The sequence below is a fragment of the Arthrobacter sp. NPDC058127 genome, assembly GCF_042884555.1.
Lineage (GTDB): Bacteria > Actinomycetota > Actinomycetes > Actinomycetales > Micrococcaceae > Arthrobacter.
In genome coordinates, this window is record NZ_JBHVTT010000001.1 from 302,084 (window position 1) to 327,407 (window position 25,324).

The window sequence follows — 25,324 nt, forward strand, 5'->3', positions numbered from 1 at the left end:
GGCCTGCCGGCCCGCCAACCGGTCGCGCAAGGCGCCGGACGATGTGATCCGGCCGAGGCGCCGGACGGTGTGATCCGGCAGCGTGCGTAAAAGGGCCCCCGCCCCTCGCCGCCGCAAAGCCGCGGCAGCGAAACGCGGGGAATAGCACGCCGAGGATCAGCGCCGCCCGGCGCACCAACAGAGCGCCGGCTTAACTAAGACTTACCAGCCGCGCTCGGCGAGGCGGTGAGGCTCCGGGATTTCCTCGACGTTGATGCCCACCATGGCTTCGCCCAGGCCGCGGGAGACCTTGGCGATGACGTCGGGGTCGTCGAAGAAGGTTGTGGCCTTCACGACGGCGGCGGCACGCTGTGCCGGGTTGCCGGACTTGAAGATGCCCGAACCGACGAACACGCCGTCCGCGCCGAGCTGCATCATCATGGCAGCGTCGGCCGGGGTGGCGATGCCGCCAGCGGTGAAGAGGACGACGGGGAGCTTGCCGGTGGCGGCGATTTCCTTGACGAGCTCGTACGGGGCCTGCAGTTCCTTGGCCGCGACGTAGAGTTCGTCCTCGGGCAGGGTAGAGAGGCGGAGGATCTCGGCGCGGATCTGGCGCATGTGGGTGGTGGCGTTGGAGACGTCGCCGGTGCCGGCCTCGCCCTTGGAGCGGATCATGGCCGCGCCCTCGTTGATGCGGCGCAGCGCCTCGCCCAGGTTGGTGGCACCGCAGACGAAGGGAACGGTGAAGTTCCACTTGTCGATGTGGTGGGTGTAGTCGGCCGGGGTCAGGACCTCGGACTCGTCGATGTAGTCAACACCGAGGGACTGCAGGACCTGTGCCTCGACGAAGTGGCCGATGCGCGCCTTGGCCATGACGGGGATGGACACGGCGGCGATGATCTGGTCGATCATGTCCGGGTCCGACATGCGGGACACGCCGCCCTGGGCGCGGATGTCGGCGGGAACGCGCTCGAGCGCCATCACGGCCACGGCACCGGCATCTTCGGCGATGCGGGCCTGCTCGACGTTGACGACGTCCATGATGACGCCGCCCTTGAGCATCTCGGCCATGCCGCGCTTGACGCGGCTGCTGCCCGTAACGCTGGCTGCGGACGAACCGGCTTCGTTGCTTACATCAGGTGTAGACACAAAAACCCCTATGGGTAGATAGAAGACCTTGGCCGGGGCGCAGGCGGACAGAGGCCACACACAGCGCACACCGGATTTCCAGGTCACATTGACCAAGTAACTTCAATACTAGTCCCCTGCGCTGTGCCCGTCGTACTTGATTACCGGAGCCGGGCCACCTAGTTCCGCCCACACCGGCAGGCGCCACAAACCGGGTGATATGGGTCCGCGTGTCGCGATACTTCAGGTGGCCATTGACGGCGCCAGATTGGTCGCCGGATCGAATTTGTAAGCCGTCGCTGGCTTGCGGGAATGCACGTCCTACCTTTTACTCCAAGTGAATGCCCCCGACAGCCCCAGGCACCCGTCACCGCCGGCCCGATCGCTGACGCGATCCGGATTCATTGGGAACTCAGCACCTGATTTTGGGACCAGTTTTCCTTGTTTCGCTTTTCGCGACGCCGAAGGGCTGTGCGGGAGCCTTAAATGTCAGACCCCCGTGACAGGGTTTAGTCATGGAAGGCATCGGTCAACTCGTGGCACGTCGGGCAGCCCTGCCCGACGGCGGGATCGCGGCGCCGGGACGCCTGTCCCGCCGCCTGAAGCCCGTCGCTGCCCGCCACGCCCAGCATCAAAACCCTTCCCAGTTCCAAATTCCTTCCCAGCTCCAAAACTCTTCCCAGTTCCAGATCCCTTCCCAGTTCCAAAACCCGGCCGCCGCCGCACCGTCCCCCGCGGGTGGCCTCGACCTGGCGGTGGCGGCGATGGATGCGCTGCGCGCAACCGCTCCCTCCGACACCCGCTCGTTCACTTTCCCCGATGCCGCGGATTTCGCCGGCAAGGTCGAAGAGATCTCACGGACGGTGGAGTTCTTGCAGCTCGTCGCCGCCCAGGCCGTGGAACGGACCCGCAGCGAAGCCCAGGCGGCACGGCAGCCATCCGCGGCCCCGGGGTGGAGGACCGGCTGGACCGAACCCACGGAAGCCTCAGTAGGCGCGGTGGACGACGGTTACCGGAACGCGGCCGAATTCCTGCGCGCCAGGCTGCGGATCGGCATCGGCGAGGCCAGGCGCCGGCTCACCCTGGCCTCCCGCGTGCTCCCCCGGACAGGGATCACCGGACAGGACATACCCGCACGCCACGAAGTCCTCGCCGTGGCCCTTTCCACCGCAGCCGTGCCGTCCCGATCGGCCACCATCATCAGCACGGCCCTGGACCAGGTACGACACCTCGCCGATCAGGAAACCACCCTGCAGATGGAGCACTCACTCACCCGAACCGCCGTGCAGAGCGACCCCGATTTCGTGAACCGCATGGCCAAGCGCTGGGTCGACGCCATCGACCAGGACGGAACCGAACCCGGCGAAGAAGAACTCCGCCACCGCCAAGGAGCATTCATCCGCAAAACCCGCCGCGGCCTGCACCACCTGGAAATCTTCGCCACCGCCGAACAATTCGAAACACTCGCCACCGCCATGAACACCGCCACCAACCCCCGCCTCCAGCACCACACAGACGACGCAGCCCACCCCGCCGGAGCACAGGATCCGGATCCAGCCGGCACCACCGGCGGCCCCGCGGGACACCCGGAGCACACCGCCGACCCCGCCCTGGACCGCCGCTCCCGGGCACAGAAGCTGCTCGACGGACTCACCGGCGCCTGCAGCATCGCCCTGGCCACCGGCGGGCTGCCGGCGAACGGCGGACTACGGCCCCAGGTCATGGTGACCATCGACTACCAAGAGCTGCTCGAGCGCATCGACCGCGAAACCCCCACCACCGCGAACCTCCGCCCCGGCACAAGCCCCCGCCCCGGCACCGGTGCCTCCACCTTCCAGGGCCCGATCCACCCCTCGGTCATCCGCAAGATCGCCTGCGACGCGGACATCATCCCCGTCCTGCTCGGCAGCGACAGCCGCGTCCTGGACATCGGCCGCAGCACCAGGATCTTCCCGCCCCACATCCGCAAAGCCATCATCGCCCGCGACCAAGGCTGCACCTTCCCCGACTGCACCATCCCCGCACCCTGGTGCGAAGCCCACCACATCACCTACTGGTCCAACGGCGGCACCACCGGAACCGACAACGGCACCCTGCTATGCAGCCACCACCACCACGTCATCCACAAAGAACACTGGACCATCACCATGGAAACCGGCACGGCATGGTTCAAACCACCACCCCACCTCGACCCCCGCCAAACACCCCGACGCAACCACTACTTCAGACCCACCCGGACATAAACCTGCACAGACACGAAACGCGCCTGCACACGGGGTTGATCGCCGTCGCGCAAAAACAGGGCCGGCCGCGGGCAAATCACCGCTTAGGCTGGCGTCCCGCCGTCGACGTCTGCCATCGCCTGTTCGCGGACGGCCGCCATCCTTTGGACGACCGTGACGCCGGTGGCGGCGGCGAGAATGACAAGGGTCACCAGCAAGACGACGGGAGGCAACCCGAGTCCGGTCAGGCCGGTGACGAGGAGCACCGAAATGAGCCTCTCCGCGCGCTCGGCGATGCCCACATTGGCGTAGAAGCCCAGTGATTCCGCCTTGGCGCGGGCGTACGAAACCACCATCCCGAGTACCAGGCACGCGAGTGCCGCCATGGCAATCGTGCCGTTCCCGCCGCCCGTGAAGAACCAGATTGCGACGCCGGCGAAAATGGCGCCGTCAGCCAGCCGGTCCAGCGTGGAGTCGAGGAAGTTTCCCCACGGGCCGCTGCGTCCCTGCTCCCTCGCCATGATGCCGTCCACGACGTCGGACAGTGCGAAAACGGCGATCAGCAGCGAACCCCACCAGAGCTGGCCCAGCGGGTAGAGAATCAGTGCGCCGAGAACTACGCCCGCGGTGCCGACGACGGTAACGGCATCGGGCGAGACTCCCACCTTGAGCAGGAATCGGGCAAGGGGCGAGAACAACCCGGTGAAAAACCCGCGGGCGTGCCGATTAAGCATCCGGCTCCCCGGATAGCTCCGACTCTTCCGGCCAAGCGTCGGCCACCTGCTGCCGGACCTCGTCAAGCGTCTGTGTGATGGCCTTCGTCTGGGCAATGATCGGGAAGAAGTTTCCGTCCCCACCCCAGCGCGGAACCACGTGCTGATGCAGGTGCGCGGCGATTCCGGCCCCGCCGGCCACACCTTGGTTCATGCCCAGGTTGAAACCGCTCGGGTTGGCCACCTTTCGCAGCACCCGCATCGCGGTCTGCGTGAGCTCCGCCATTTCCGCCGTTTCCTGCACCGTGATGTCCGTGTAGTCCGGAACATGCCGGTAGGGGCACACCAGCAAATGACCGGGGTTGTAGGGGAATAGGTTGAGCACCACGTAGCACGTCTTGCCGCGGCGCACGATGAGGGCTTCCTCGTCCGTGCGGCTCGGAGCCACGCAGAACGGGCAGTCGTCCTGGTTCTTGAACTGGTTTTGCCCGCCCTTGATGTAGGCGAGGCGGTGCGGAGTCCACAGGCGCTGGAAGGCATCAGGAACACCTGCCAGACCGAAGTCGTCGGTCACTTCGGCATCGCCCGGATAATCAGCTGTCACGCCCGTGTTCTCCTGCACTGTTTCTGCCCCCCGCGGTGTCCGACTCGTCAGCTCTCGCGGTTCTTGACGGCGTCCACAATCCTTCGGACGGCCTCGGCAACGGGCACACCGTTGTCCTGGCTGCCATCACGGAAGCGGAACGACACCGCACCCGCCTCTGCGTCCTCCCCGCCGGCAATGAGGACGAAAGGAATTTTGTCCTTGCTCGCGGTGCGGATCTTCTTGGGGAAGCGGTCGGAGGAAATGTCCACCTCGGCACGGATGCCCGCGGCCTTGAGTTGGCCGACGACGTCGAACATGTAGTCGTTGAACGCCTCCGCCACCGGAATGCCAACCACCTGCACGGGCGAAAGCCAGGCAGGGAATGCTCCCGCGTAGTGTTCGGTCAGGACGCCCATGAAACGCTCTACCGAGCCGAACAAGGCACGGTGGATCATGACCGGACGCTGGCGGGTGCCGTCGGCGGCCTGGAACTCCAGCTCGAACCGCTCAGGCAGGTTGAAGTCCAGCTGAATGGTGGACATCTGCCAGGTGCGGCCCAGCGCGTCCTTGGCCTGCACGGAGATCTTGGGGCCGTAGAACGCGGCTCCACCCGGATCCGGGACCAACTCCAGCCCGGAGGCCTCGGCTACTTCGGCCAAGGTACGGGTGGCTTCCTCCCAGGCGGCGTCCTCGCCAACGAACTTGTCTTCGTTCTTGGTGGACAGTTCAAGGTAGAAGTCGTCTAGTCCGTAGTCCTTGAGCAGGCCAAGGACAAAGTTCAGGGTGGTGGTGAGCTCGTCCTTCATCTGCTCGCGGGTGCAGTAGATGTGGGCGTCGTCCTGTGTCATGCCGCGCACGCGGGTCAGACCATGGACAACACCGGACTTCTCGTAGCGGTAAACAGAGCCGAATTCGAAGAGCCGAAGGGGCAGTTCCCGGTAGGAGCGGCCGCGCGAACGGAAGATGAGGTTGTGCATGGGGCAGTTCATCGGCTTCAGGTAGTAGTCCTGGCCGGGCTTGCGCACGGTGCCGTCGTCGTTCAATTCCGCGTCGATGTGCATCGCCGGGAACATGCCGTCCCTGTACCAGTCAAGGTGGCCGGACACTTCGTAGAGGTGTCCCTTGGTGATGTGGGGGGTATAGACGAATTCGTATCCGGCGTCCACGTGGCGCTGGCGTGAATAGTCCTCCATCGCCTTGCGGATGATCCCGCCCTTGGGGTGGAACACCGGCAGGCCGGAGCCCAGCTCATCCGGGAAGGAAAAGAGGTCCAGCTCGGCGCCGAGCTTGCGGTGATCGCGGCGCTCAGCCTCGGCGATGCGCTCCTGGTACGCCTTGAGTGCGTCCTTGGTGGGCCAGGCGGTGCCGTAGATACGCTGCAGCTGCTGGTTGTTCTGGTTGCCCAGCCAGTATGCCGCCGAGGAGCGGGTCAGGGCGAAGGCGTTGGAGATCAGTTTGGTGTTGGGCAGGTGCGGGCCGCGGCAGAGATCGCACCAGACGCTCTCACCGCTCTTTCGGTCCACGTTGTCGTAGATGGTGATGTCTCCGGCGCCCACCTCGACGTTGACTCCCTCGCCGGCGTCGGCGGCGTCGTTCTTCTTGCCCAGCAGTTCGAGCTTGTAGGGCTCGGCCTTCATGGCTTCGCGGGCTTCGTCTTCGGTGACGACGCGGCGCACGAACTTCTGGTTCTGGTTGATGATCTTCTGCATCATCTTCTCGAGCTGGCGCAGGTCTTCAGGAGTGAAGGGCTCGGCAACGTCGAAGTCGAAGTAGAAGCCGTCTGTGATGTAGGGGCCGATTCCGAGTTTGGCATCCGGACGAAGCTGCTGCACGGCCTGAGCCATGACGTGTGCGGTGGAGTGGCGCAGGACGTTCAGGCCGTCCGGCGAATCGATGGTGACGCCATCAACCTGGGCTCCCTCGGGCAGTACCTGGTCAAGGTCCTTGAGTTCGCCGTCGACACGGGCCACTACGACGTCGCGGCGCTCAAAGAAGAGTTCCGCGCCGGTGGTCCCTTCCGTCACCTTGGTCTCTTCGCCATCGACGATGAGGGTGATCTGCTGGGCATCTGACACGGGTGTCTCCTATTCATTGATAAGGCTTCATAGCTTGTGGCGTACGGGGACCACAGCCAGCCATCGTCCATCGTATCCGCTCGGGCTGGGGCAGCCAAAGCAGGCGCGGGCGAGCCGTTTTTCAGCAGGAAGACTTGGTGGCGGACGGATTTTTGGCATGCCTCATTGCGGCCCGTGGAACCCGTAACGGGGAGGGCCTTGGGGACTGGAGTGCGGGGCGGTTCGTGAAACCGCGCTGCCGCAGGGCTACAAGCGGCCTGCCGCGCTTCTTACTTCGTGCTTCCGCCATGCGGGTTGGTGGAACAGATGCAAGTGGTGTGCCTGACGCTCAAGGGACGGCGTCCACCGTCCGTGGCTCCGGTCCTTGATGAGGGCCGTTCCGGCGATCTCCCTGAGTGTGGATATCCCGCGAACAGCCGACTGCTTGGTGGAGAAGGTCGTAGACATCGCCAGAATGTCGCCTTCGCCGTCGCGTAGGGCAATCCTGTACCCATCGTTGGGTCCGTCGATCAGCTCAAAGTATCCAGCCATTGTGTGGCCTCCTTTGAAACCCGAGGTTGTAAAGGACACCAACCAGTCTACCGAGCCAAACCCCTTTGGGCGGTGAGTTTTTGGGAGTAGAGCGACGGTTCCGCAGGTCCGCTAGGGCTTGGCTTCCAGCAATGCAAGGAGAGCACTGCCGTCCGGACTGCCCAGGCCCGTGCAGGGATCCCAGCCGGTCCCGGCATGGTAGCTTCCATTGGAGCCTGAGGTGATGTCATGGAAGCCCGACGCCGGTTGGGTGCCGTTTTGGTAGAGCAGCGGCTGGATCAGCCCGAAGCGCCTGTTAGTGGCCTGGGCGAGGCGGGCAACCAGGGCCGCCCAGAGAGGCGCCACCGCACTGGTTCCCCCGATCACCATGTCTTTCCCGTCGACGCGCACTTGGTAGCCGGTTTGCGGGTCGGCGACGCCGCTGACATCGGGCACACCCCTTCCAGCTTTCTTGTGCTTGGCATGTCCCGAGATGCCCGACTGCCAAGAAGGAACCGGAAAGACATCGCTGTATCCTCCGCCGGTAGCCGAGTTGGGGCCATCGTTCCAGACCGTTTCCGCGCTGATGACACCTGTTGCGGCGTCTGCTTGAAGGCGGGTTCCGCCGCAGGCCAGCACATGCGGGCTCGACGCCGGGAAATCGGCATGATCCTTGCTGTCCGTTGCGCCATCCGCACTGCCGTTGTCCCCGGCTGCTGCTGTCACCGTCACTCCGAGGGCTGCGGCGTCCGCCATGGCCTGGTCGAAAGCGGACCGGGCCTGGGCGGTCCAGGCGTCTTCGCTCTGGCCCCAACTGATGCTGATCGCGGCCGGCGCCGGGTTTGCATGGGAGGCTGCGACAATCGCATCCAGGAACCCGGCGTCGGTGTTGGGAGCAAAATAGACCACAATGTTGGCCTTCGGCGCCAAGGCGCCGACCACTTCGATGTCGAGCAGGACCTCCCCGTCGGCGCCTGCCGGATCCTGCCCCGGCTGGTTCGCCCCGCCGTCGACTCCTACCGCGGTGATGCTCGGCGTCGCGATACCAAGCTCCTGGAAGTAAGCGTCAAGGTCTTGCTGCCCGTAGCCGCCGCCCAGCTCGAGGATGGCTACGGTTTGACCCGTCCCGTCCGTTCCCTTAGGGAAGTTGTAGATCTTTCCCAGCTGGGGCGGGGTATAGCTGGTACTGGCCGCGGCCAGGGGGATGGCGCGGAATTGTGCACGGGCCTGCGGCCGGTCGTCAAGGCCGAGGACGGCAACGACGACGCCGTCGAGGGCTGCAGGTAGTTGCAGGCCGCCGGTGCGATGCCTGTGGGTGACAGCGGTGCCGTCCGGGCTGCGGCTCGTCAGCTCGTCGAGGGACGTCCCGAAGATGTTGCTCATCTGCTCCACGGTTCCGGCCAGCCGAATCCTGCGGCTGGCCGCGTCCGACTCCACGACGTCGAGACCGAGGTTGGCGAAAGTGCCTACAGCCAGATCCAGGTCTGCTGCCGATGCGCCGTATCGGGAGGCAAGTTCGTCCCGCGAAAGGGCTGCGGACGGAACGTCGGCCATTTCTTCCCGGCGCCTCAGGATGACCGTCGCCTCGATCCGACGGGAAGGATCAACGGGACCGAAGATAGCCCGGACGCCCGGAGCGGGAGCCCTCTCTGATCCTGGCAGCGGAACGCTTTGCGTCTCCCCCGGCTGGCGATCTTCTGGAGTGTCCTGCATCGACATTGGTGCCTCCTACCCTCGCGGTGACAAAGCTCAGTCCCCTGAGATTATGCACCAGGAGCCACTTTGGCACCATGGCCTGGGAGAGACCTCAAGCTGCGACGATCACCTCTTTGAGCTGCGCCAACCTGAGCGATTGCGGCTCCCGGAAGGGCTTGGGCAGGGCGGCCACCCACGGTAGCGTGGGGCCTTGGCGGGCCATGCCACTGCAGCGGCCTGCGCTGCGGCGAGTCAAAGGAGCGAACCATCAATAGGTCACACCGAATATCAGCCCATGAACCCGACACTGCAGTAGAACTGAACCCGGTGTTCAGCCGACCGGGAGAATCCAGTATTTTTCCACGGTTCACCATTCCGGACGGGGAGTCCCTTCCTTCCACTGCTTATCAGGTTGTCCACGACGAAGCCATGCTGGACGGCAACTCCCGCTTGAACCTGGCAACGTTCGTTGGAACGTGGATGGAACCGGAAGCGTCGAAACTGTACGCCGAGACGTTCGACAAGAACATGATCGACAAGGACGAATACCCCCAGACGGCCTTGATCGAGACCCGCTGCTGGCGGATGCTCGCAGACTTGTGGAACGCGCCCGAGCCCGCCAAATCCGTTGGGACCTCAACGATCGGTTCCTCCGAGGCATGCATGCTGGGCGGACTGGCCTTGAAGCGTCGCTGGCAGCACGCACGGCGGGCGGCCGGTCTTTCCACGGACAAACCCAACCTGGTCCTCAGCTCGGCCGTCCAAGTGTGCTGGGAGAAGTTCTGCAACTATTGGGACGTGGAGGCCCGGTACGTTCCCGTATCGAAGGAACACCAAGTGCTGGACGGCTACGAGCTGGACAAGTACGTGGACGAGAACACCATTGGCGTTGTAGCGATCATGGGAGTGACCTACACGGGAGCATATGAACCCGTGGAACAGATCTCGGCGGCGCTGGACGAAATCCAGGAAAAACGCGGCCTGGATATTCCGATCCACGTCGACGGCGCCTCTGGAGCCATGGTTGCACCCTTCCTGCAGCGGGAGACCGTCTGGGACTTCCGACTCCCGCGGGTTGCCTCGATCAACACGTCCGGCCACAAGTACGGCTTGGTTTATCCCGGCCTCGGCTGGGTCATCTGGCGTGACGAGCAGGCGCTGCCCGAAGACCTGATCTTCCATGTCAGTTACCTGGGCGGCAACATGCCGAGCTTCGCCCTGAACTTCTCACGCCCCGGCGCCCAGGTGCTCCTTCAGTACTACCTGTTCCTCCGGCTCGGATATGAGGGCTACAAATCCGTCCAGGCAACTTCCCGGGACGTGGCGCTTTATCTCTCCAGCGAAATAGGGGCGATGGAGTCGTTTACTTTGTGGAGCGACGGATCGGACATTCCGGTCTTTGCCTGGCAGCTCACTGACGGCTACACGGAAAAGTGGAACCTCCACCACTTGTCCGAACGGCTGCGGATGAATGGCTGGCTCGTCCCCGCATACCCCATGCCCGAAGGACTGAGCGAGATTACTGTCCAGCGGATCGTTGTCCGCAACGGCTTCACGCGCGACCTCGCGTCCAGCTTCCTGGCCGACCTCAAGAAGGAAGTCGCCTACCTGGACGGCCTCACCGCGCCGATGCCCGCCGGCGGGCAAACCCAGGCGTTCCACCACTAGCCAGCCGCTTCAATGCCAGCCGCTTCAAGGAAGGATGCGTGCCATGTGCCGGTTGTTCGGCTTGCATGCCGGTTCACAAGCAGTCCGGGCCACTTTCTGGCTTTTGGACGCCCCGGACAGCCTCGCTGACCAGAGCAAGCGCGAGCCCGACGGCGCCGGAATAGGCACCTTTGACGGCGACGGTAAGGCCCATGTCGCCAAACAACCGCTCGCCGCATGGGAGGACCACGCCTTTGCACGTGAGGCACGGGTCCTGAAGAGCACGACGTTCCTGGCCCATGTGAGGTATGCCAGCACCGGCGCGCACACCATGGTCAATACCCATCCGTTCGAGCAGGACGGGCGGTTGTTCGCCCACAACGGAGCCTTCGGCGACCTTGAACGGCTCGATCAGCGGCTGGCTGAGTTCGGGGTCGCGGACTTGGTGAAGGGCCAGACCGACAGTGAGCGCCTCTTCGCGCTGATCACCGCGGAAAGCAGACGGGCGGATGGCGACGTCGGCGAAGGAATTACCCAGGCGATCAGCTGGATCGCCAAGGAGTTACCGGTGTTCAGTTTGAACCTCATCCTGACGACCGCGAGCGATGTTTGGGCAGTCAGGTACCCGGACACGCATGAGCTTCACATTCTGGAACGGCTGCCTGCCCGCTCGGACGAGGCAGCTCCCCTGGACGCAAGGAGCTCCCGCATCCGCGCGCACAGCAGGGAGGCCTCGCGTGCCGGACACGTCCTCATCGCCACCGAACCGATGGATGACAACCCGCAGTGGAGTGCGCTGCCCGCCGGCGCTCTGGTCCACGTCAATCCGGATTTGGCTGTGACTATCAGCCACCCGTTCCCGGAGGCTCCGGCACATCCCCTAACCCTGTCCGACCTCTCCCCCTCCGCGGCCGCATCCCAGAAACCGTGATCCTCGACCACAAGCCAGCGCTCGGCGTCTTAGCCTGAAGGCCGCGTGTTCATCGTGTCCATGGGCCCTGCCGCGCATAAGATCGATCCATGACCGCTGAAGTCGAATCCGAAACCGCCTTCGTCCCGGCCGTCCAACTCGACGGGCAAATGAGCATCAACGACGTCCTGCTGGAGCTGGGACGGGAACCCGTGGTGTACCCGTCTGCGAACGCCGACGCCGGCGACTTCCACATCTTCTAGGACGACGTCGGGTCTCGGCCGACGTCGGGGCCACCACCGCCGCTGGGAAGTTTCCGTTGATAGAGGTACTGGCAGGGACTCCCTCAAGGCGCTTTTAGGTCACTATCGTTGATCGCATGGACAACCGGAACGACGCTCGCGATTTCCTTGCTTCCCGTCGGGCGAAGATCACCCCCGAACAGGCGGGGCTGCCGTCGTCGAGCGGGAACCGCCGAGTACCCGGGCTCCGTCGCGGAGAAGTCGCAACCCTGGCCGGGGTAAGCGTTGAGTATTACACCCGTCTTGAACGCGGAAACCTTGCGGGAGTGTCTGAAAGCGTCTTGGAAGCACTGGCCAATGCCCTCCAACTCGACGAGGCTGAGAGCGCACACCTCTTCGATCTCGCCCGCACGGCCGGAACAAGCAAGCGGCAGCGTCGGTCGGCCCCGCAGCAGGTCCGGCCAAGTGTCCAGTTTGCCCTTGATGCCATCACTGACGCGCCGGCATTTGTCCGCAACGCGCGCATGGACATTCTGGCTGCCAACAAACTCGGCCTTGCTTTGCATTCCGAGATGTATGTCAACCCGGTCCGGCCGGCCAACTATGCTCGCTTCATATTCCTGGATGAGGAGCGGGCGCGGCGGTTCTTCCCGGATTGGGAACTTGCCGCCAACAACATGGTGGCCATCCTGCGCACCGAGGCCGGCCGCGACCCGTTCGACCGCGGGCTGAGCGACCTCGTAGGAGAGCTTTCCACCCGAAGCGATGAATTCCGCACTCGCTGGGCCGCACACAACGTGCGCCGCCACTACAGCGGTTTCAAGCACTTCCACCACCCCGTTGTGGGCGAACTCCGCCTGCTGTTCGAGGCAATGGAACTGTCGGCGGACACCGGGCTCTCCCTATTCATCTACCCTGCGGAACCTGGCTCCCCTTCCGCAGATGCCCTGCGCCTCCTCGCGAGCTGGGCCGCCACCCAGGAAATGGCAGAGCAACCCCAAGCCGCACCTGCTGCAGGTGGAGTGTGACGGCAGCGGGATAGCCTACGATCTCGGGTCCCGGCGTCCCTCCTCGTCGCCTCGGTCGTCCTCGCGTTCCCGTCGGGTTTCGTCGTCGTCCCTGTCCCGGCGGCTTTCCGTACCATCCGGGTCCGAGCGGTTGCCTGCATCGGGGTCCAGCTCTTCCGCCCGCCGCAGCCTGTCTTGCGAGACTTCGTTGGCCCGCTCGGCAGCCTTCTGCTTGTCCGCGGCCTCCTTGTGCAGCCGTTCCGCTTCGCTCTCGGCACGCGCGGCGTCGGCCGTCGCTCGAGCGGCCTCAGCGCTGCGCTCATGAGCTCCGACGGCGTCGGCCCGGGCCTTCTCGCGGAGGTCCGCGGCGCGCTTGCGGTTGGCGGCGTCTTTAGCACGGCGCCCAAAAACGACGACGGCGACGATCAGCGCGATGATTACAATCGCCACCACGATCCAAATCCAAATTTGCCCGTCCATTGCAGCTCCCCTCGACATTGACTGAGCATCCGCCGCGCCGGTTCCATCCTGCGGCCGACCCTGCCGTTGGCCAGCTGAGATCGGCGTCCTCGGATAGCGCGCGGAGGCAGGTTCCTTGAGTCAACAACTTTGCGTGAAGCATGGCACGAGTGTCGTCTACTTGTTTTCGCCAGGGCAGCGCCAGCGGATTGCCAGCCAGACAGCTACTCCACGGTTGGAGAGTGCCTGCGGGTGCCAAAGGTCAATGAGGGTTCGTCGGGGGTGGCCAGGGTCAGCACGGCTTCCTCCACGGTTTCCTGGTCCTCGAGTTCGCGTTCGACGCGGCGCAGGGCCACGGCCACTTCATGTTCCCGGAGGTCGCCCTTGATATCAACGGCGGCCACTAAATACAGCTTGCGTGGACCAACGAATTCCAAGTGCAAGTACGTCAGCCGTTCGATTTCCGCATGTTCCAAGACGCGCATTGCCATCGATTTCTCAAGCTCGGGAGTAACGCCTTGGCCTACAAGGAAGCGACGATTGCGATCTATCAGGACCACTGCGATGACACCGAGAAGGATGCCGACAAATATGGATCCGAGAGCGTCAGGCACCGGGGATCCTGTGACCTGGTGCAGGAAGACGCCCATGGAGGCAATGACGAGGCCGATCAATGCGGCACTGTCCTCCGCGAAGACAGCACGCATGGTGGGATCCGAGCTCTTGAGGACCTGCTCCAAAGTGCGGCGTTCAAGCTCCCGTGCGGACTTGCGGGCCTGCCGGAACGCCTGGACGAACGATCCCCCTTCGAGGACGAAAGATATCGCCAAAACCGCGTAGGCGATCGCAAAATCGCGGGCGGGCTCCGGTGCGAAAAGCTGTTGGATGCCGTGCATCACGGAGACCACTGCGCCGGCGGTGAAAAGCCCAAACGCAGCGAACATCGACCACACGTATGCTTCCCTGCCGTAGCCCATTGGATGGGCCACGTCCCGCTTTTTCGAGGATCTCCTCTCGGCCACCAGCAGGAAGACCTGGTTTCCGGTGTCGGCCCAGGAGTGGGCGGACTCGGCGATCATCGAGGCAGACCCGCTCATCACGGCAGCAACGGTTTTCGCCGCGGCGACAAGGAGATTTGCCGCAAACGCCAAGATCACGGTCATGAGTGATGACGATTGCATCTTGACCCTCTTGGTTTGAGCCATGGAAGCTACGGTACCCAACAATGGTGGAGGCCGCCCCTGGTGGTCGCCCAGGAAGGATCGGAAGGTTTGGGCGTTACGGACCGCATTCCCGCCGCCGTCGTTATCGGCCAGCCTATGGTCGACGTCCCTGAATAAGTAAGCTGATGATATTCGGAATCGATGAGAGGTTGGTCGATGGCCATGCGATTCGGGTCGATTTTCGGGCTGATCGTGGTGATCTGGCTCGTCATAGGAGCAGTAGCGGCCGGACAGCGAGGCTACTTCAGCGCCGTCCCGGCGCAGTGCTCCCAGTTCGCAACGATTAGCCTGAATATTGTTGCCGGTCCCTTGAACTACATGGGACTGAACCCCGTGGCAGGTTGCGAACTGCCGCGTCCGTCGTGAGCGGACCGGAAGATCCCCTGCTCCCCGGGCCGGCTCCCGACACCAGGCACGAGTCCGAGGACCAACGGATGGACCGCAATTGGAATGAGCTGCTCCAGGAAATGCGCGTCCTCCAGACAGGCGTCCAAATCATTGGAGGCTTCCTGCTGACCCTTCCCTTCCAACAGCGATTCGGCACGCTGACGGAGCTGCAGAAATGGTGGTTCCTCCTCCTCGTTGTCCTGGCAACCATGACTACCGGCCTCATGCTGGTTCCGGTCAGCCTGCACCGGCGACTTTTCCAGCATCACGTCAAGTACCGGCTGGTGGCTGCAGGGAACCTGATCGTCAAGGCCGTCCTGGCTTGCGTAGCCCTACTGATTGCAGGATGCGCCGGACTGATCTTCAGCGTTGCCGTGGGGCCCGAGGCAGGCCTCGCGGCGGGTGGCGGCATTCTTGTCGCTCTCGCGGCCCTCGTGCTGCTGTACCCCCTGCTTTCCTGGTCTCCCCGGCGCCGGAAGGTAGCTTCGGAACCCTAGTTCGAGGTCCAATGCCGGCCTAGTCTAGGCCTTTAAGATCAAGATAGTAAGTTTGCTGATCAATTTCCCGGAATCCATGGACAACGGACCGCCAGCCTACTAATTTCGATGTGGTAGCAAGCTCAAGCGACCGCCGAAAGAGGGCCGGCGTCCCTCTCGTCCGGGGCCCGGGTCCTGGATCTCCAGGCCGCCCTCCCGGTCACGACCGAAGACGTCGTGAGTAGCCGGTTCTTGATTTTCCATCAACAGGTTCAACCAATGCGGAAGGACGGTATGGATATGCACGAGCACCATGCAGCCGAGGAAGAGGAGTTCGGAGGTTACGGAACCCCGACGCCCGAACAAGAAATGCCAGGACGCGAGGGGCAGCAAGCGGATCAGTCGAAGGACACCGACACAACGACACCCGAGGAGGACGACGATTCAGCTGCTGTCCCATCGGCCGATGCCGAGCTGGACGACTCGAACTCCGAGGGGACCGATCCCGGAAGGTCTTTTTCGTCGGAGCCGAAGGGCGATGCAACAGGGCTGCCCGAGGATAAGTCCCCGAAAGACGACGACGGCGAAACATTCGACGCCGGCTAGATCGCCTAAGCGAGCACCAAACTCCGCAGGAACAAGCGCAAGCAAGGAGCATGAACATGGCTACGGTTAACCGAACAATCGACGTGGAAGTTCCCGTTTCAGTGGCATACAACCAATGGACCCAGTTCGAGTCTTTCCCGGAATTCATGAAGGGCGTCGAAGCGGTCGAACAAATCGACGAGACCGCCCTGCATTTTTCCACCAAGGTCGGCGGCGTCAAGCGCGACTTCAACGCCCAGATCCTGGAGCAGGTCCCGGATTTACTGGTCAGCTGGGCCAGCATTGACGGACCGAGGAACGCGGGCACGGTAAGCTTCGAGCCCCTTGGTGCGGACCGTACGCGGGTGAGTGTGGAGATCGAATGGGAGCCGGAGGGCCTTGCCGAAAAGGCCGGCTCCCTGGTGGGCATCGACGATATGCGGGTTTCAGCCGACCTCGACAAGTTCAAGAAATTCATCGAAGAACGCGGCTATGAGAGCGGAGCTTGGCGAGGCTCCGTAGCCGCCGGCGATGTCGACGACTCTGGGGAACCAGTCTCCCCTGTCGTCACCACCTCGGAACTGCCCGCCGTCGATCCTGACTTGACGACCCCTGCAGCTATGGAAGCGGCCGACGGCGGTGACGCGCCTCGTGTTGGCCAGTACACCGAGGGCGACTACGGCACGGAGCGGGTCACGGATCTGTCCGCCGAGCGGATCGAAGGCGACTACACCACGGAAGACACTCCGAGGAGCAAACAATGAGCGAGTTCCCTCCCGACCCCACGCGCGACCCGAACGCTGACCCCACCCGGGAGCCCGGCCCAAGCCCGGCGCCGGAGCCCGTCCCGTTCCCGGAGCCAGGTCCTACGCCCGTCCCGACCCCTGGCCCGGAGCCTGAACCCGGGCCCCGCCCGGGAACCCCCGAGCCGGTTCCACTGCCCGAGCCGGACCCGTCCCCTGTCCCCGAGCCGGGTCCGGACCTTCCCTTCCCGCCCTCGCGGCCCTTGGGAGAGCCGCCCCTCACGATTTTGTGAGCCCGGCACGTAGGACAGGCGCGCCCGCTCGGAGCGTATGAAAGGCAACTGAGATGTCAAAAGGTCCAGAATTGCGGCCTGCACCGATGCAAGCCGAAGAAGCGGATTCCATCCGGGCACTGGCCACGCAATTGCGTGTGGATTCCATCAGGTGCAGCACCAACGCCGGCTCGGGTCATCCGACGTCGTCGTTGTCGGCCGCGGATCTTATGGCGGTCCTCCTCACCAGGCACCTTCGCTACGACTGGGATAATCCGGCCTTGCCGAACAACGACCACCTCATTTTCTCCAAGGGACATGCTTCACCCCTCCTGTATTCCATGTATCGGGCCGTGGGCGTGGTCGAGGAAGATGAGCTGCTGAACACCTACCGTCAGTTCGGTGCCCGGCTTCAGGGCCACCCGACCCCGGTGCTGCCTTGGGTCGATGTGGCTACCGGCTCGCTGGGACAAGGGCTGCCGGTCGCCGTCGGGGTAAGCATGGGTGGACGGTACCTGGACAAGCTGCCCTTCCACACCTGGGTGTTATGCGGAGATAGCGAACTAGCCGAAGGGTCGATTTGGGAGGCCTTGGACAAGGCGGCCTACTACAAGCTCGGCAACCTCACCGCCGTCGTCGACGTCAACCGGCTAGGCCAGAATGGCCCTACCGAACTGCAATGGGATATGGACGCCTACGCCCGGCGCGTTGAGGCTTTCGGGGCCCGTCCCCTCATCATCGACGGACATGATCTATCAGAGATCGACGACGCGCTGAGCCGGGCCCGGAGCGATCCTGATAAACCGACGGTCATTCTGGCCAAGACGATCAAGGGCAAAGGGGTGCCTGAGATCGAAGACCAAAACGGCTGGCACGGCAAAGCGCTACCTGCAGACATGGCCGAGAAAGCCATAGCAGCCCTTGGCGGACCAAGCAGCGTCCACGTGACCACCCGGTCTCCGGAGTCCGGCGCTCCAGCAATCACGCCGGACACTCACGTTGCGGTCACACTTCCGGATTGGAAGGTCGGCGACAAAGTGGCCACCAGGGCCGCCTTTGGCGCCGCCGTGTCCGCTCTTGCCGTTCGGCCCGACGTGGTGGTCCTGGATGGAGAGGTGGGAAATTCGACTCACGCAGGAGACTTCAAGGAGGTGGCCCCTGAGCGGTATTTCGAAGTATTCATTGCCGAGCAGCAACTCGTTGCCGCCGCCATCGGTCTCTCGGTTCGCGGCTACGTGGCCTTCGCGTCAAGTTTCGCGGCTTTCCTGGTTTCGCGGCCATTCGACTTCATCCGTATGGCCGGAGTCTCAGAGGTGAACATCCGGCTCGTCGGCACGCATGCCGGCGCTGAAATCGGGCAGGACGGTCCTTCGCAAATGGCGCTGGAAGACATTGCCGCCGTGCGGGCAGTGCACAGTTCCACGGTGCTCTATCCGTCCGACGCCCCGTCCACAGCACAGCTCGTGAGCGCCATGGCAGACACGCCCGGAATCTCCTACCTGCGCGCCACCCGGGGTGCCTATCCCGTGATTTACGGGCCGGACGAACAGTTCCCCCTTGGCGGAAGCAAGGTCCACGGAGCCAGCCCCGAGGACCAAGTGGCGCTCATCGGCGCCGGCGTCACACTCCACGAATGCCTCGCAGCCGCCGAGCAACTGGCCCAGTCGGGAATCAAGGCCCGCGTCATCGACCTCTACTCCATCAAGCCGATCGACGTCGACACCCTGCGCCGGACGTGCCTCGAAACCGATGGCCGGATAGTTGTCGCAGAAGACCACTACGCCCAAGGGGGCATCGGCTCGGCCGTGCTCGAAGCGCTCGCGAGTGCCAACACTCCCAAACTCCATATGGCACTTCTCGCCGTAAGGGAACTGCCGGGTTCCGGCGAACCCAAAGACTTGCTCAACGCCGCAGGTATCTCCGCGCGCCACATCGCTGCCGCCGCGCGCGATCTGGTCATGGACTGATAACGCAACGGCGGGACGGCGCCGCCAGTGTGAAGCCGCGGGCCGCCGCGGGCCGTTGTTGAACGAACCTAGACTCTTGCGGTACGCGGCATTGCGACCGAACCCCGCCGGATAAGACGCGCGGAGAACTCGGGCCCGTTGGCCACGGGCTTCCGCCCCTCGATTTGCCGAATCAGGGCACTGGCAGCGGCCACGCCCATTTCGTACACAGGTTGGGCAATGACGGTCAGCGGGGGGCTGGTCAGGCGTGTCCAGGAAAAATCGTCATACATCAGGAACGAAACGTCGTCGGGGATCGCGAGACCCAGCTCCTGGATGGCTTCGACGACGCTGAGCGCTATAAGGCCGTCGGATGCCACAATGGCGGTGACAGGCTCGGGCATGAGCAGAAGTCCGCGGGTGATGTTCCGGATGGAATCCGCGTCGCCGGCGTTGAGCCGCACATGGTCCTCCGAGAGCGTTAGTCCGATTTCCGAGAAGGCGCGCTGCATACCCTCCAGACGCTCCGAGATCTGCGTGGAATCCAGCACCATCCCGGCCCGGTACGCAGAGTCGGTCTTGAGGGTGGAGACAAAAGCGACCTGGCGGTGGCCGGCCTCGAGGAGATACCGGGTGGACTCGTAGGAAATGTCGATCATGCTTACTGCGATGGTCTCAACGTCCAGCCCCTCGGCTTTTCGGTCCAGGAGCACCAGGGGCCGCCCGGATTCGTGAACGTGCTGTAAATGTTTTGTTTCGACAGACGACGCCGGCGCCACGATCAGTCCGTCCACGCGCTTGTCGAGCAGGACCTGAACCGCCTCGACTTCCGCGGCTAATTCCTCATCGGTGTTGATCAGGATGACGTTGTAGCCGCTCTTCTTGGCAGTGTCCGTAATCCCCCTCGTTGCGAGTCCGAAGTGGGGGTTCTCAATGTCGCCCACGACTACCCCGATCGTGTTGGATTTCCCCGTGTTCATGCTGCGGGCCAGCTCGTTGGGCCTATAGGAAAGCTCCTCTGCTGCCGCAAGGACCCGGCCCCGGACTTCTTCGCTGACAGCCCCGTAATTTCCCAGTGCCCGTGCAGCCTGCGCCTTGGACACCTGTGCCGCTTTCGCGACGTCGGCGACCGTAATCTCGCGTCGCCTCGAACCGTTGCTGCTCATGTATGCCTTCCGAAGGGGGCCTTGACGGCCAGTGTGGCTTGGGTTACATTTTTTGCAACCCCTTGTGAGTCCGGTCTCAATCCTAATCACTGAGACCGGACTCAACAAGAGGAAATCCGCAAGGCTTTAAGGCCGCTTCCTGCTTCTCATGATTGGAAATTTGCTGTGACTAAACGACTGAACTTCCGCCCGGGTGTGATCGTTGCGGCTGCCGTCGCGGCCCTCCTCGCCCTCAGCGGGTGCGGCGGATCAACACCCGCCTCGTCGGCGACGGCTGGAAACCCTTACGGCCTCATCGAACCCGGCACCATCCGCGTAGCCAGCCTGGGCGATGCCAAGCCCTACACCTTCACGGACGCCACTGGAAACTTCACGGGATTCGACGTCGAGCTGTTCAAGGATGTCGCGCACCGCGCCGGTGTGGACAAGGTCGTCTTTACCGGACAAGACTTCTCGGCGATCCTGCCGGCCGTCGCCAACGGACAGTTCGACGTCGGGGTAGCGGCCATCGGTATCACGGACAAGCGTAAGCAGACCGTGGACTTCTCCAACGGCTACCTGGCTGGATACCTGACTGTCCTTACGACCAAAACCTCCGGGATCAAGGATGTCAACGGACTCGCCGGCAAGCGGCTCGGCGTTGTACAGGGCACTCTGCAAGAGGCTTACGCGGTGAAGAACTTCCCCTCTGCAAACCTGGTGCGCTTCCCGGACAACAACTCCGCGATCTCGGCTGTGAACAGCGGTTCGGCTGACGCCCACTTCCTTGACTACGAGGCCGCGAAGTCCTACGAACAGCAGTTCGGGCTGGTCAGCGCCGCTGATATTCCCTCTTTTGACGCACCCGCCGGCTTCGCACTGGCCAAGGACAAGACCGCCCTCAAGGATGCCTTGAACAAGGGACTGGCCGCGGCAATGGAAGACGGCACCTGGGAAAAGCTCTACCAGAAGTGGTTCCCGGGCTCCCCGATGCCTACCCAGTACCTGCCCAAGGCTGAGCAGACCGCCAGCCCCGCGCCTAGCAAGTAAATCACCTGTTGGCGGGCGGACCATTCGCGGTCCGCCTGCCCAGCAGCCACCTAAGTCTGAGAGCAAACCATGGACTGGTTAAGCACCATCACACGTACATTCTTCGATTTCGGCGCAATGGCCGAGGTCCTGCCGCAACTGATCGCTGTGGGACTGCTGAACACACTGATCATTTCGGTTTCCGCCACAATCATCGGCGTCGCATTGGGCATGGTAGTCGCCGTCATGGGGATCTCGCCCTCTGCCTGGCTGCGCGTCCCTGCCCGCATCTACACCGACCTGTTCAGGGGCCTCCCGGCCATCCTCACCATCTTGCTGATCGGCCAGGGCTTCGCCCGCCTGAGCCAGTCGATCTTCGGCCCCTCCCCCTACCCGCTCGGCATCATCGCGCTGAGCCTGATCGCCAGCGCCTACATCGGTGAGATTTTCCGCGCCGGCATCCAAAGCGTCGACAAAGGCCAAGGCGAGGCGTGCCGAGCCCTGGGCATGAGCTACGCCAAATCGATGCGGCTCGTGGTGGTGCCGCAAGGCGTCCGCCGGGTATTGCCGGCCCTGGTGAACCAGTTCATCGCGATCGTCAAGGACTCCTCGCTGGTGTACTTCCTCGGCCTGCTGGTCGGCGAGCGCGAGCTCTTCCGGGTAGGCCAGGACGCCGCCGTGCTCTCCGGAAACCTGTCGCCGCTGGTCATGGCCGGTGTCTTCTACCTCATCATCACCGTCCCGCTGACCCACCTCGTGAACTACTTCGACAGCCGCTTCCGCACAGGCCGCCGTCGGCCCAGCGCGCCGAGCAGCGGCCTGAAGGAAGTCACAGAACTCGACGCGGCATCGCCGCTAATCACCGGGAGCAACACATGAGCGCCAGCACCAGCACCAACAACACCACCACTGGTGTCCAGACATTCCACGGTTCCAGCCTGGAGCTAAGAAGCCTGACCATGGCGTACGGCGACATCGAGGTGCTGCGCAATGTCAGCCTGAACGTTGCGCCCGGCACCACCACGTGCATCATCGGCCCCTCCGGATCCGGCAAGTCGACCCTGCTCCGTGGCGTCAACCGGCTCCACGAACCCAAGAGCGGCGACGTCCTCCTTGCCGGTGAAAGCACACTCAAGGTCAAACCGGACATCCTGCGCAGCCGCATCGGCATGGTGTTCCAGCATTTCAACCTCTTCCCTGACCACACTGCCCTTGAGAACGTGGCCTTGGCACTTTGGAGCGTCAAGGGAATGTCCAAGGCCGCAGCCAGGGAACGTGCCCGCCGCAGCCTCGCCGAAGTGGGGCTCGCCGAACGCGCCGACCACCGCCCCCGCGATCTCTCCGGCGGCCAGCAACAACGCGTCGCCATCGCCCGGGCGCTTGCCATGGAACCCGAGGTCATGCTCTTCGACGAAGCCACGAGCGCACTGGACCCAGAGCTCGTCAAAGGCGTATTGAACCTCATGGCCGGCCTGGGACGGCGCGGCATGACCATGCTGGTTGTCACACACGAAATGGGCTTCGCCCGGAAGGTCGCCGACCAAGTGGTGTTCATGGATGAGGGTGAAGTCGTGGAGTCAGGCACCCCTGCCGAGCTCTTCGACAACCCCCGCAGCAAACGGCTCCAACGATTCCTCTCGGAAGTGCTGTAATGCCGAACCCTGCCCCCTCTCCCATCCGGACGGCCGTCGTCGGATTCGGGGTTTCCGGAAAGGTCTTCCATGCGCCGCTGGTCGCGGCGGACCCCGGCTACTCCCTCGACGTCATCGTCACCGCAGACCCGCGGCGTGCCTCGGAAGCGGCAAGGCTCTATCCCGGCGCGCAGATTGTCCCCACCCCGGAAGCATTGTTCGCACTGGCCCCCGACCTGGACCTCGTGGTCCTCGGCACTCCCCCGCTCACCCACTTCGACCTGGCGGCAGCCGCGATCGCCCACGGCCTCCACGTGGTGGTGGACAAGCCTTTCGCCACAACAGCGGCTCACGGTGAAGAGCTCATCGCCAGGGCGTCCCACGGCGGCGTGCAGCTGACGGTTTTCCAGAACCGCCGGTGGGACGCCGATTTCCTCACCCTCCAGAAGGTCTTGCGGGAAGGCGGCCTTGGCGAGGTCCGGAGCTTTGAATCGCGATTCGAGTGGTGGCGCCCGGAAGGCTTCGGCAATTGGCGTGACAGCGCGTCCGTGAGCGAGGGCGGCGGCATCCTCCATGACCTCGGTGCCCACTTGATCGACCAGGCCATCCAGTTGTTCGGTCCCGTTGAAGGTTGCTACGGCGAGACCGCAAATCACGGACAGCACCCGGCGGGCGCCGATACCGAGGCCTTCGTGTCGCTGCTCCACACCTCAGGCGTGCGATCCAGGTTGTGGATGAACGGCATGGCTGCCCAAGTAGGGCCGAGGTTCCATGTCCTGGGTTCGAACGCCGGCTACACCAAGTGGGGACTGGACAGCCAGGAGGAGGCCCTCGCAGCCGGCCTGCCGCCGTCGGATCCGGCCTATGGCGTTGACCCCGTAGCTACATGGGGCGTTCTGGGGACCGATGGAGACCATGAGCCCGTACCTGCCGAAACCGGCGCCTACCCCCGGTTCTATGCCGAACTTGCGGCAGCCATTCGCGGGGACAGGCCATTGCCCGTGGACCCCGCGGAATCACTTGAAACCCTCAAAGTCATCGAAAGAATCCACGCCGTCGCGTAGGCGGCCTTTCAGATTTGCCGCGGTTCCGCGCGGCCAGACAACCAAACCCAAACGAAAGGGAGAGCTATGTCCTCCACGCCCTCTACGAAACATGTCGTCGTCATCGGCGGCGGCATCCTCGGAGTCTCCACAGCGGTGCACCTGCTCCGCGAAGGCGCGTCAGTTGCCCTGCTCACCGAAAGCGGCCTCGCCAGCGAGGCTAGCGGCCGCTCGCTCTCGTGGTTGAACTCCGCGGGAGAACGCTCCACCCCCTACCACCGTCTGCGCCTCGCCGGCGTCGACCGCTACCGCACAATGTTCGCCGCGGATCCAAGGCGTGAATGGCTGCAATTCGGCGGCGGCCTCATGTGGAACGCTGCTGGACAGCACGCCGTGACGGAAGCACGCCACGCTTACGAGAAATCCGTGGGTTATGACTCCAAGCTGCTGAAGCCTGAGGAGATTGAATCCGCCACCCCCGGAATCAATGCAAGCGCGGTGCCGGATTGCGCCATTTTCAACCCGGGGGAAGGCTGGGTCAGCCTTCCGGACCTGATCGAATTCCTCATGGAAGAATTCCATGCCCGCGGTGGCCGGCTTGTCCTCAACGCCGGCAAGGCTTCCGTCACGGTCGACGGCGGCCGCGCCACCGGCGTGGAGACCGTCGCCGGCGAAACCTACCCAGCCGACGCCGTCCTGGTGGCTTGCGGTGCCGCTACCCCTGCCGTCGTCGCGCCGCTCGGCGTCGACATCCCCAACGGTTCCCCCGTCTCCATGCTCGTGCTGACCAAAGCCGTGGATCATGAGGTGAAAGCCGTCATGAACACCCCCCGCGCCGCCATCCGGCCCAACCCTGGGAACACCTTCGCACTGGACCACGACTGGTACGAAGAGCACATCACCGAGCACGAGGACGGTTCCTTCAGCATCCCTGATGGCATCGTCCAGGAACTCGCCGACGAGGCATCCAAACTCATCGCCGGCAATCCCGAGCTCAAGCCGGCGTCCTGGAAGATCGGCTACAAGCCCATTCCGGGCGACGGTGAGCCCGTGCTCGGCGAACTCGATCAAGTGCCGGACTGCTATGTCGCCTTCACGCACTCCGGAGCCACGCTCGGACTCATCGTCGGCGAACTGTTGGCGGGTGAAATCCTCACGGGAATCAAGCACCCCATGCTCTCCACCTTCCGTCCCGGCAGGTTCTCCTAGCCACGCAGGATGGCTGGCGCCCCCATGAAGAGGGCCCAGCCATCCGCCATCGTGTCCGCGTCACAAATCGTCGTTTCGTTGCCATTTTCATCGTTCTGATCCGCAAGCAATGAACAATCCGGGCACCCTCATTACTATCGAGAGTGCATGGGGAGCGAATTCCGGACTCCGCTGGGACTTGCCGGGATGAAATATCAGGAGCTGGCAATGTCGGAACCTTTGGAATCTGAAGACCCACTCGTCGAACCGGAACCGGTTCTGGTTCCCGGGGACGACAGTGCCAGCCTGTCTGCCCTGCGTGGGCAAGCGCAGGAGATCATCGACGAAGTCCTGAACGGAACCGAGCCAAGCGGGGAACATCTCCGGGCAAAACTCAGGGCCAGCATCGCCCGGCACCCCGGATTCCCGGAACTGGCCCTGCTCGAGCACCTGATGAACCGGGCGAGTGGCAGCTGACCCGCC

Annotated in this window: 25 protein-coding genes; 16 read left to right on the top strand and 9 right to left on the bottom strand. The window is 63.8% G+C overall.

Features of this window, described 5'->3' with window-relative positions; genetic code table 11:
- Positions 1-201: 201 nt before the first annotated feature.
- Complete coding sequence (gene pdxS, locus ACFVTG_RS01435) at positions 202-1,128, bottom strand: pyridoxal 5'-phosphate synthase lyase subunit PdxS (RefSeq protein ID WP_306959754.1); 927 nt, start codon at positions 1,126-1,128, stop codon at positions 202-204.
- A 494-nt stretch (positions 1,129-1,622) separates the two neighbouring features.
- Here pdxS and ACFVTG_RS01440 point away from each other — a divergent pair, with 494 nt between their 5' ends.
- Entirely contained in the window at positions 1,623-3,350 is a 1,728-nt protein-coding gene (locus ACFVTG_RS01440) for a DUF222 domain-containing protein (protein WP_390277423.1), read from the top strand.
- Positions 3,351-3,433: 83 nt separating this feature from the next.
- Here ACFVTG_RS01440 and pgsA read toward each other — a convergent pair whose 3' ends face one another.
- The 5 genes from pgsA to ACFVTG_RS01465 form a co-directional block, all read right to left on the bottom strand.
- The gene (gene pgsA, locus ACFVTG_RS01445; protein WP_390277426.1) at positions 3,434-4,063 is read right to left on the bottom strand and encodes a phosphatidylinositol phosphate synthase; all 630 of its coding nucleotides are present in this window, start codon (positions 4,061-4,063) and stop codon (positions 3,434-3,436) included.
- The gene (locus tag ACFVTG_RS01450) at positions 4,056-4,664 is read right to left on the bottom strand and encodes an HIT family protein (protein WP_390277429.1); all 609 of its coding nucleotides are present in this window, start codon (positions 4,662-4,664) and stop codon (positions 4,056-4,058) included. Before ACFVTG_RS01450 ends, pgsA begins: the two co-directional genes overlap by 8 nt.
- A gap of 29 nt (positions 4,665-4,693) precedes the next feature.
- Positions 4,694-6,703 (bottom strand): threonine--tRNA ligase, encoded by a 2,010-nt coding sequence (thrS, locus tag ACFVTG_RS01455; protein ID WP_390277431.1) that lies wholly within the window; start codon positions 6,701-6,703, stop codon positions 4,694-4,696.
- Positions 6,704-6,949: 246 nt separating this feature from the next.
- Positions 6,950-7,234 carry a YegP family protein gene (locus ACFVTG_RS01460; RefSeq protein ID WP_390277433.1) on the bottom strand — a complete coding sequence of 95 codons (285 nt, stop codon included), beginning with the start codon at positions 7,232-7,234 and terminating at the stop codon, positions 6,950-6,952.
- 111 nt (positions 7,235-7,345) lie between these two features.
- A complete protein-coding gene (locus ACFVTG_RS01465) occupies positions 7,346-8,932 on the bottom strand; it encodes a protease pro-enzyme activation domain-containing protein (protein WP_390277435.1) in 1,587 nt (528 codons plus the stop codon).
- Positions 8,933-9,175: 243 nt separating this feature from the next.
- Between ACFVTG_RS01465 and ACFVTG_RS01470 the strand changes: the two genes are divergently transcribed.
- The 4 genes from ACFVTG_RS01470 to ACFVTG_RS01485 all read left to right on the top strand — a co-directional run bounded on the left by ACFVTG_RS01470 (position 9,176) and on the right by ACFVTG_RS01485 (position 12,735).
- Entirely contained in the window at positions 9,176-10,576 is a 1,401-nt protein-coding gene (locus ACFVTG_RS01470; protein ID WP_390277928.1) for a glutamate decarboxylase, read from the top strand.
- 43 nt (positions 10,577-10,619) lie between these two features.
- Entirely contained in the window at positions 10,620-11,486 is an 867-nt protein-coding gene (locus ACFVTG_RS01475; protein ID WP_390277437.1) for a class II glutamine amidotransferase, read from the top strand.
- A gap of 89 nt (positions 11,487-11,575) precedes the next feature.
- On the top strand, positions 11,576-11,728 hold the full coding sequence (locus ACFVTG_RS01480; protein ID WP_172465612.1) for a hypothetical protein: 153 nt from the start codon (positions 11,576-11,578) through the stop codon (positions 11,726-11,728).
- A gap of 116 nt (positions 11,729-11,844) precedes the next feature.
- Positions 11,845-12,735, top strand: coding sequence for a helix-turn-helix transcriptional regulator (locus ACFVTG_RS01485; RefSeq protein ID WP_284755556.1), 891 nt, complete (start codon positions 11,845-11,847; stop codon positions 12,733-12,735).
- A gap of 15 nt (positions 12,736-12,750) precedes the next feature.
- On the opposite strand, the gene ACFVTG_RS01490 is transcribed toward ACFVTG_RS01485, so the two are convergent.
- Together ACFVTG_RS01490 and ACFVTG_RS01495 are read right to left on the bottom strand one after the other, a co-directional pair.
- Positions 12,751-13,194 (bottom strand): hypothetical protein, encoded by a 444-nt coding sequence (locus ACFVTG_RS01490; protein WP_284755558.1) that lies wholly within the window; start codon positions 13,192-13,194, stop codon positions 12,751-12,753.
- 203 nt (positions 13,195-13,397) lie between these two features.
- Complete coding sequence (locus ACFVTG_RS01495) at positions 13,398-14,378, bottom strand: cation transporter (RefSeq protein ID WP_284755559.1); 981 nt, start codon at positions 14,376-14,378, stop codon at positions 13,398-13,400.
- A 174-nt stretch (positions 14,379-14,552) separates the two neighbouring features.
- On the opposite strand from ACFVTG_RS01495, the gene ACFVTG_RS01500 reads away from it, so the two are divergent.
- From ACFVTG_RS01500 to ACFVTG_RS01520, 5 genes are all read left to right on the top strand, one after another.
- Positions 14,553-14,762 carry a hypothetical protein gene (locus ACFVTG_RS01500; RefSeq protein ID WP_284755563.1) on the top strand — a complete coding sequence of 70 codons (210 nt, stop codon included), beginning with the start codon at positions 14,553-14,555 and terminating at the stop codon, positions 14,760-14,762.
- Positions 14,759-15,280 carry a DUF6328 family protein gene (locus ACFVTG_RS01505; RefSeq protein ID WP_350225171.1) on the top strand — a complete coding sequence of 174 codons (522 nt, stop codon included), beginning with the start codon at positions 14,759-14,761 and terminating at the stop codon, positions 15,278-15,280. The genes ACFVTG_RS01500 and ACFVTG_RS01505 overlap by 4 nt, the downstream gene beginning before the upstream one ends.
- A gap of 258 nt (positions 15,281-15,538) precedes the next feature.
- Complete coding sequence (locus ACFVTG_RS01510; protein WP_390277441.1) at positions 15,539-15,865, top strand: hypothetical protein; 327 nt, start codon at positions 15,539-15,541, stop codon at positions 15,863-15,865.
- A gap of 56 nt (positions 15,866-15,921) precedes the next feature.
- Positions 15,922-16,608 carry an SRPBCC family protein gene (locus ACFVTG_RS01515; RefSeq protein ID WP_390277443.1) on the top strand — a complete coding sequence of 229 codons (687 nt, stop codon included), beginning with the start codon at positions 15,922-15,924 and terminating at the stop codon, positions 16,606-16,608.
- A gap of 325 nt (positions 16,609-16,933) precedes the next feature.
- The gene (locus ACFVTG_RS01520) at positions 16,934-18,826 is read left to right on the top strand and encodes a transketolase (RefSeq protein ID WP_390277445.1); all 1,893 of its coding nucleotides are present in this window, start codon (positions 16,934-16,936) and stop codon (positions 18,824-18,826) included.
- Between the two features lie 68 nt (positions 18,827-18,894).
- On the opposite strand, the gene ACFVTG_RS01525 is transcribed toward ACFVTG_RS01520, so the two are convergent.
- On the bottom strand, positions 18,895-19,971 hold the full coding sequence (locus ACFVTG_RS01525) for a LacI family DNA-binding transcriptional regulator (RefSeq protein ID WP_284755572.1): 1,077 nt from the start codon (positions 19,969-19,971) through the stop codon (positions 18,895-18,897).
- 165 nt (positions 19,972-20,136) lie between these two features.
- Here ACFVTG_RS01525 and ACFVTG_RS01530 point away from each other — a divergent pair, with 165 nt between their 5' ends.
- From ACFVTG_RS01530 to ACFVTG_RS01555, 6 genes are all read left to right on the top strand, one after another.
- On the top strand, positions 20,137-21,000 hold the full coding sequence (locus ACFVTG_RS01530; RefSeq protein ID WP_390277447.1) for an ABC transporter substrate-binding protein: 864 nt from the start codon (positions 20,137-20,139) through the stop codon (positions 20,998-21,000).
- Between the two features lie 69 nt (positions 21,001-21,069).
- Positions 21,070-21,858: an amino acid ABC transporter permease gene (locus ACFVTG_RS01535; RefSeq protein WP_284755576.1), complete on the top strand. Its 789-nt coding sequence runs from the start codon at positions 21,070-21,072 to the stop codon at positions 21,856-21,858.
- Positions 21,855-22,631 carry an amino acid ABC transporter ATP-binding protein gene (locus tag ACFVTG_RS01540; protein WP_390277450.1) on the top strand — a complete coding sequence of 259 codons (777 nt, stop codon included), beginning with the start codon at positions 21,855-21,857 and terminating at the stop codon, positions 22,629-22,631. The genes ACFVTG_RS01535 and ACFVTG_RS01540 overlap by 4 nt, the downstream gene beginning before the upstream one ends.
- Positions 22,631-23,674: a Gfo/Idh/MocA family oxidoreductase gene (locus ACFVTG_RS01545; protein WP_390277452.1), complete on the top strand. Its 1,044-nt coding sequence runs from the start codon at positions 22,631-22,633 to the stop codon at positions 23,672-23,674. Before ACFVTG_RS01540 ends, ACFVTG_RS01545 begins: the two co-directional genes overlap by 1 nt.
- A gap of 66 nt (positions 23,675-23,740) precedes the next feature.
- A complete protein-coding gene (locus tag ACFVTG_RS01550; RefSeq protein ID WP_390277454.1) occupies positions 23,741-24,862 on the top strand; it encodes an NAD(P)/FAD-dependent oxidoreductase in 1,122 nt (373 codons plus the stop codon).
- Positions 24,863-25,069: 207 nt separating this feature from the next.
- Complete coding sequence (locus ACFVTG_RS01555; protein WP_284755583.1) at positions 25,070-25,318, top strand: hypothetical protein; 249 nt, start codon at positions 25,070-25,072, stop codon at positions 25,316-25,318.
- Positions 25,319-25,324: the final 6 nt, after the last annotated feature.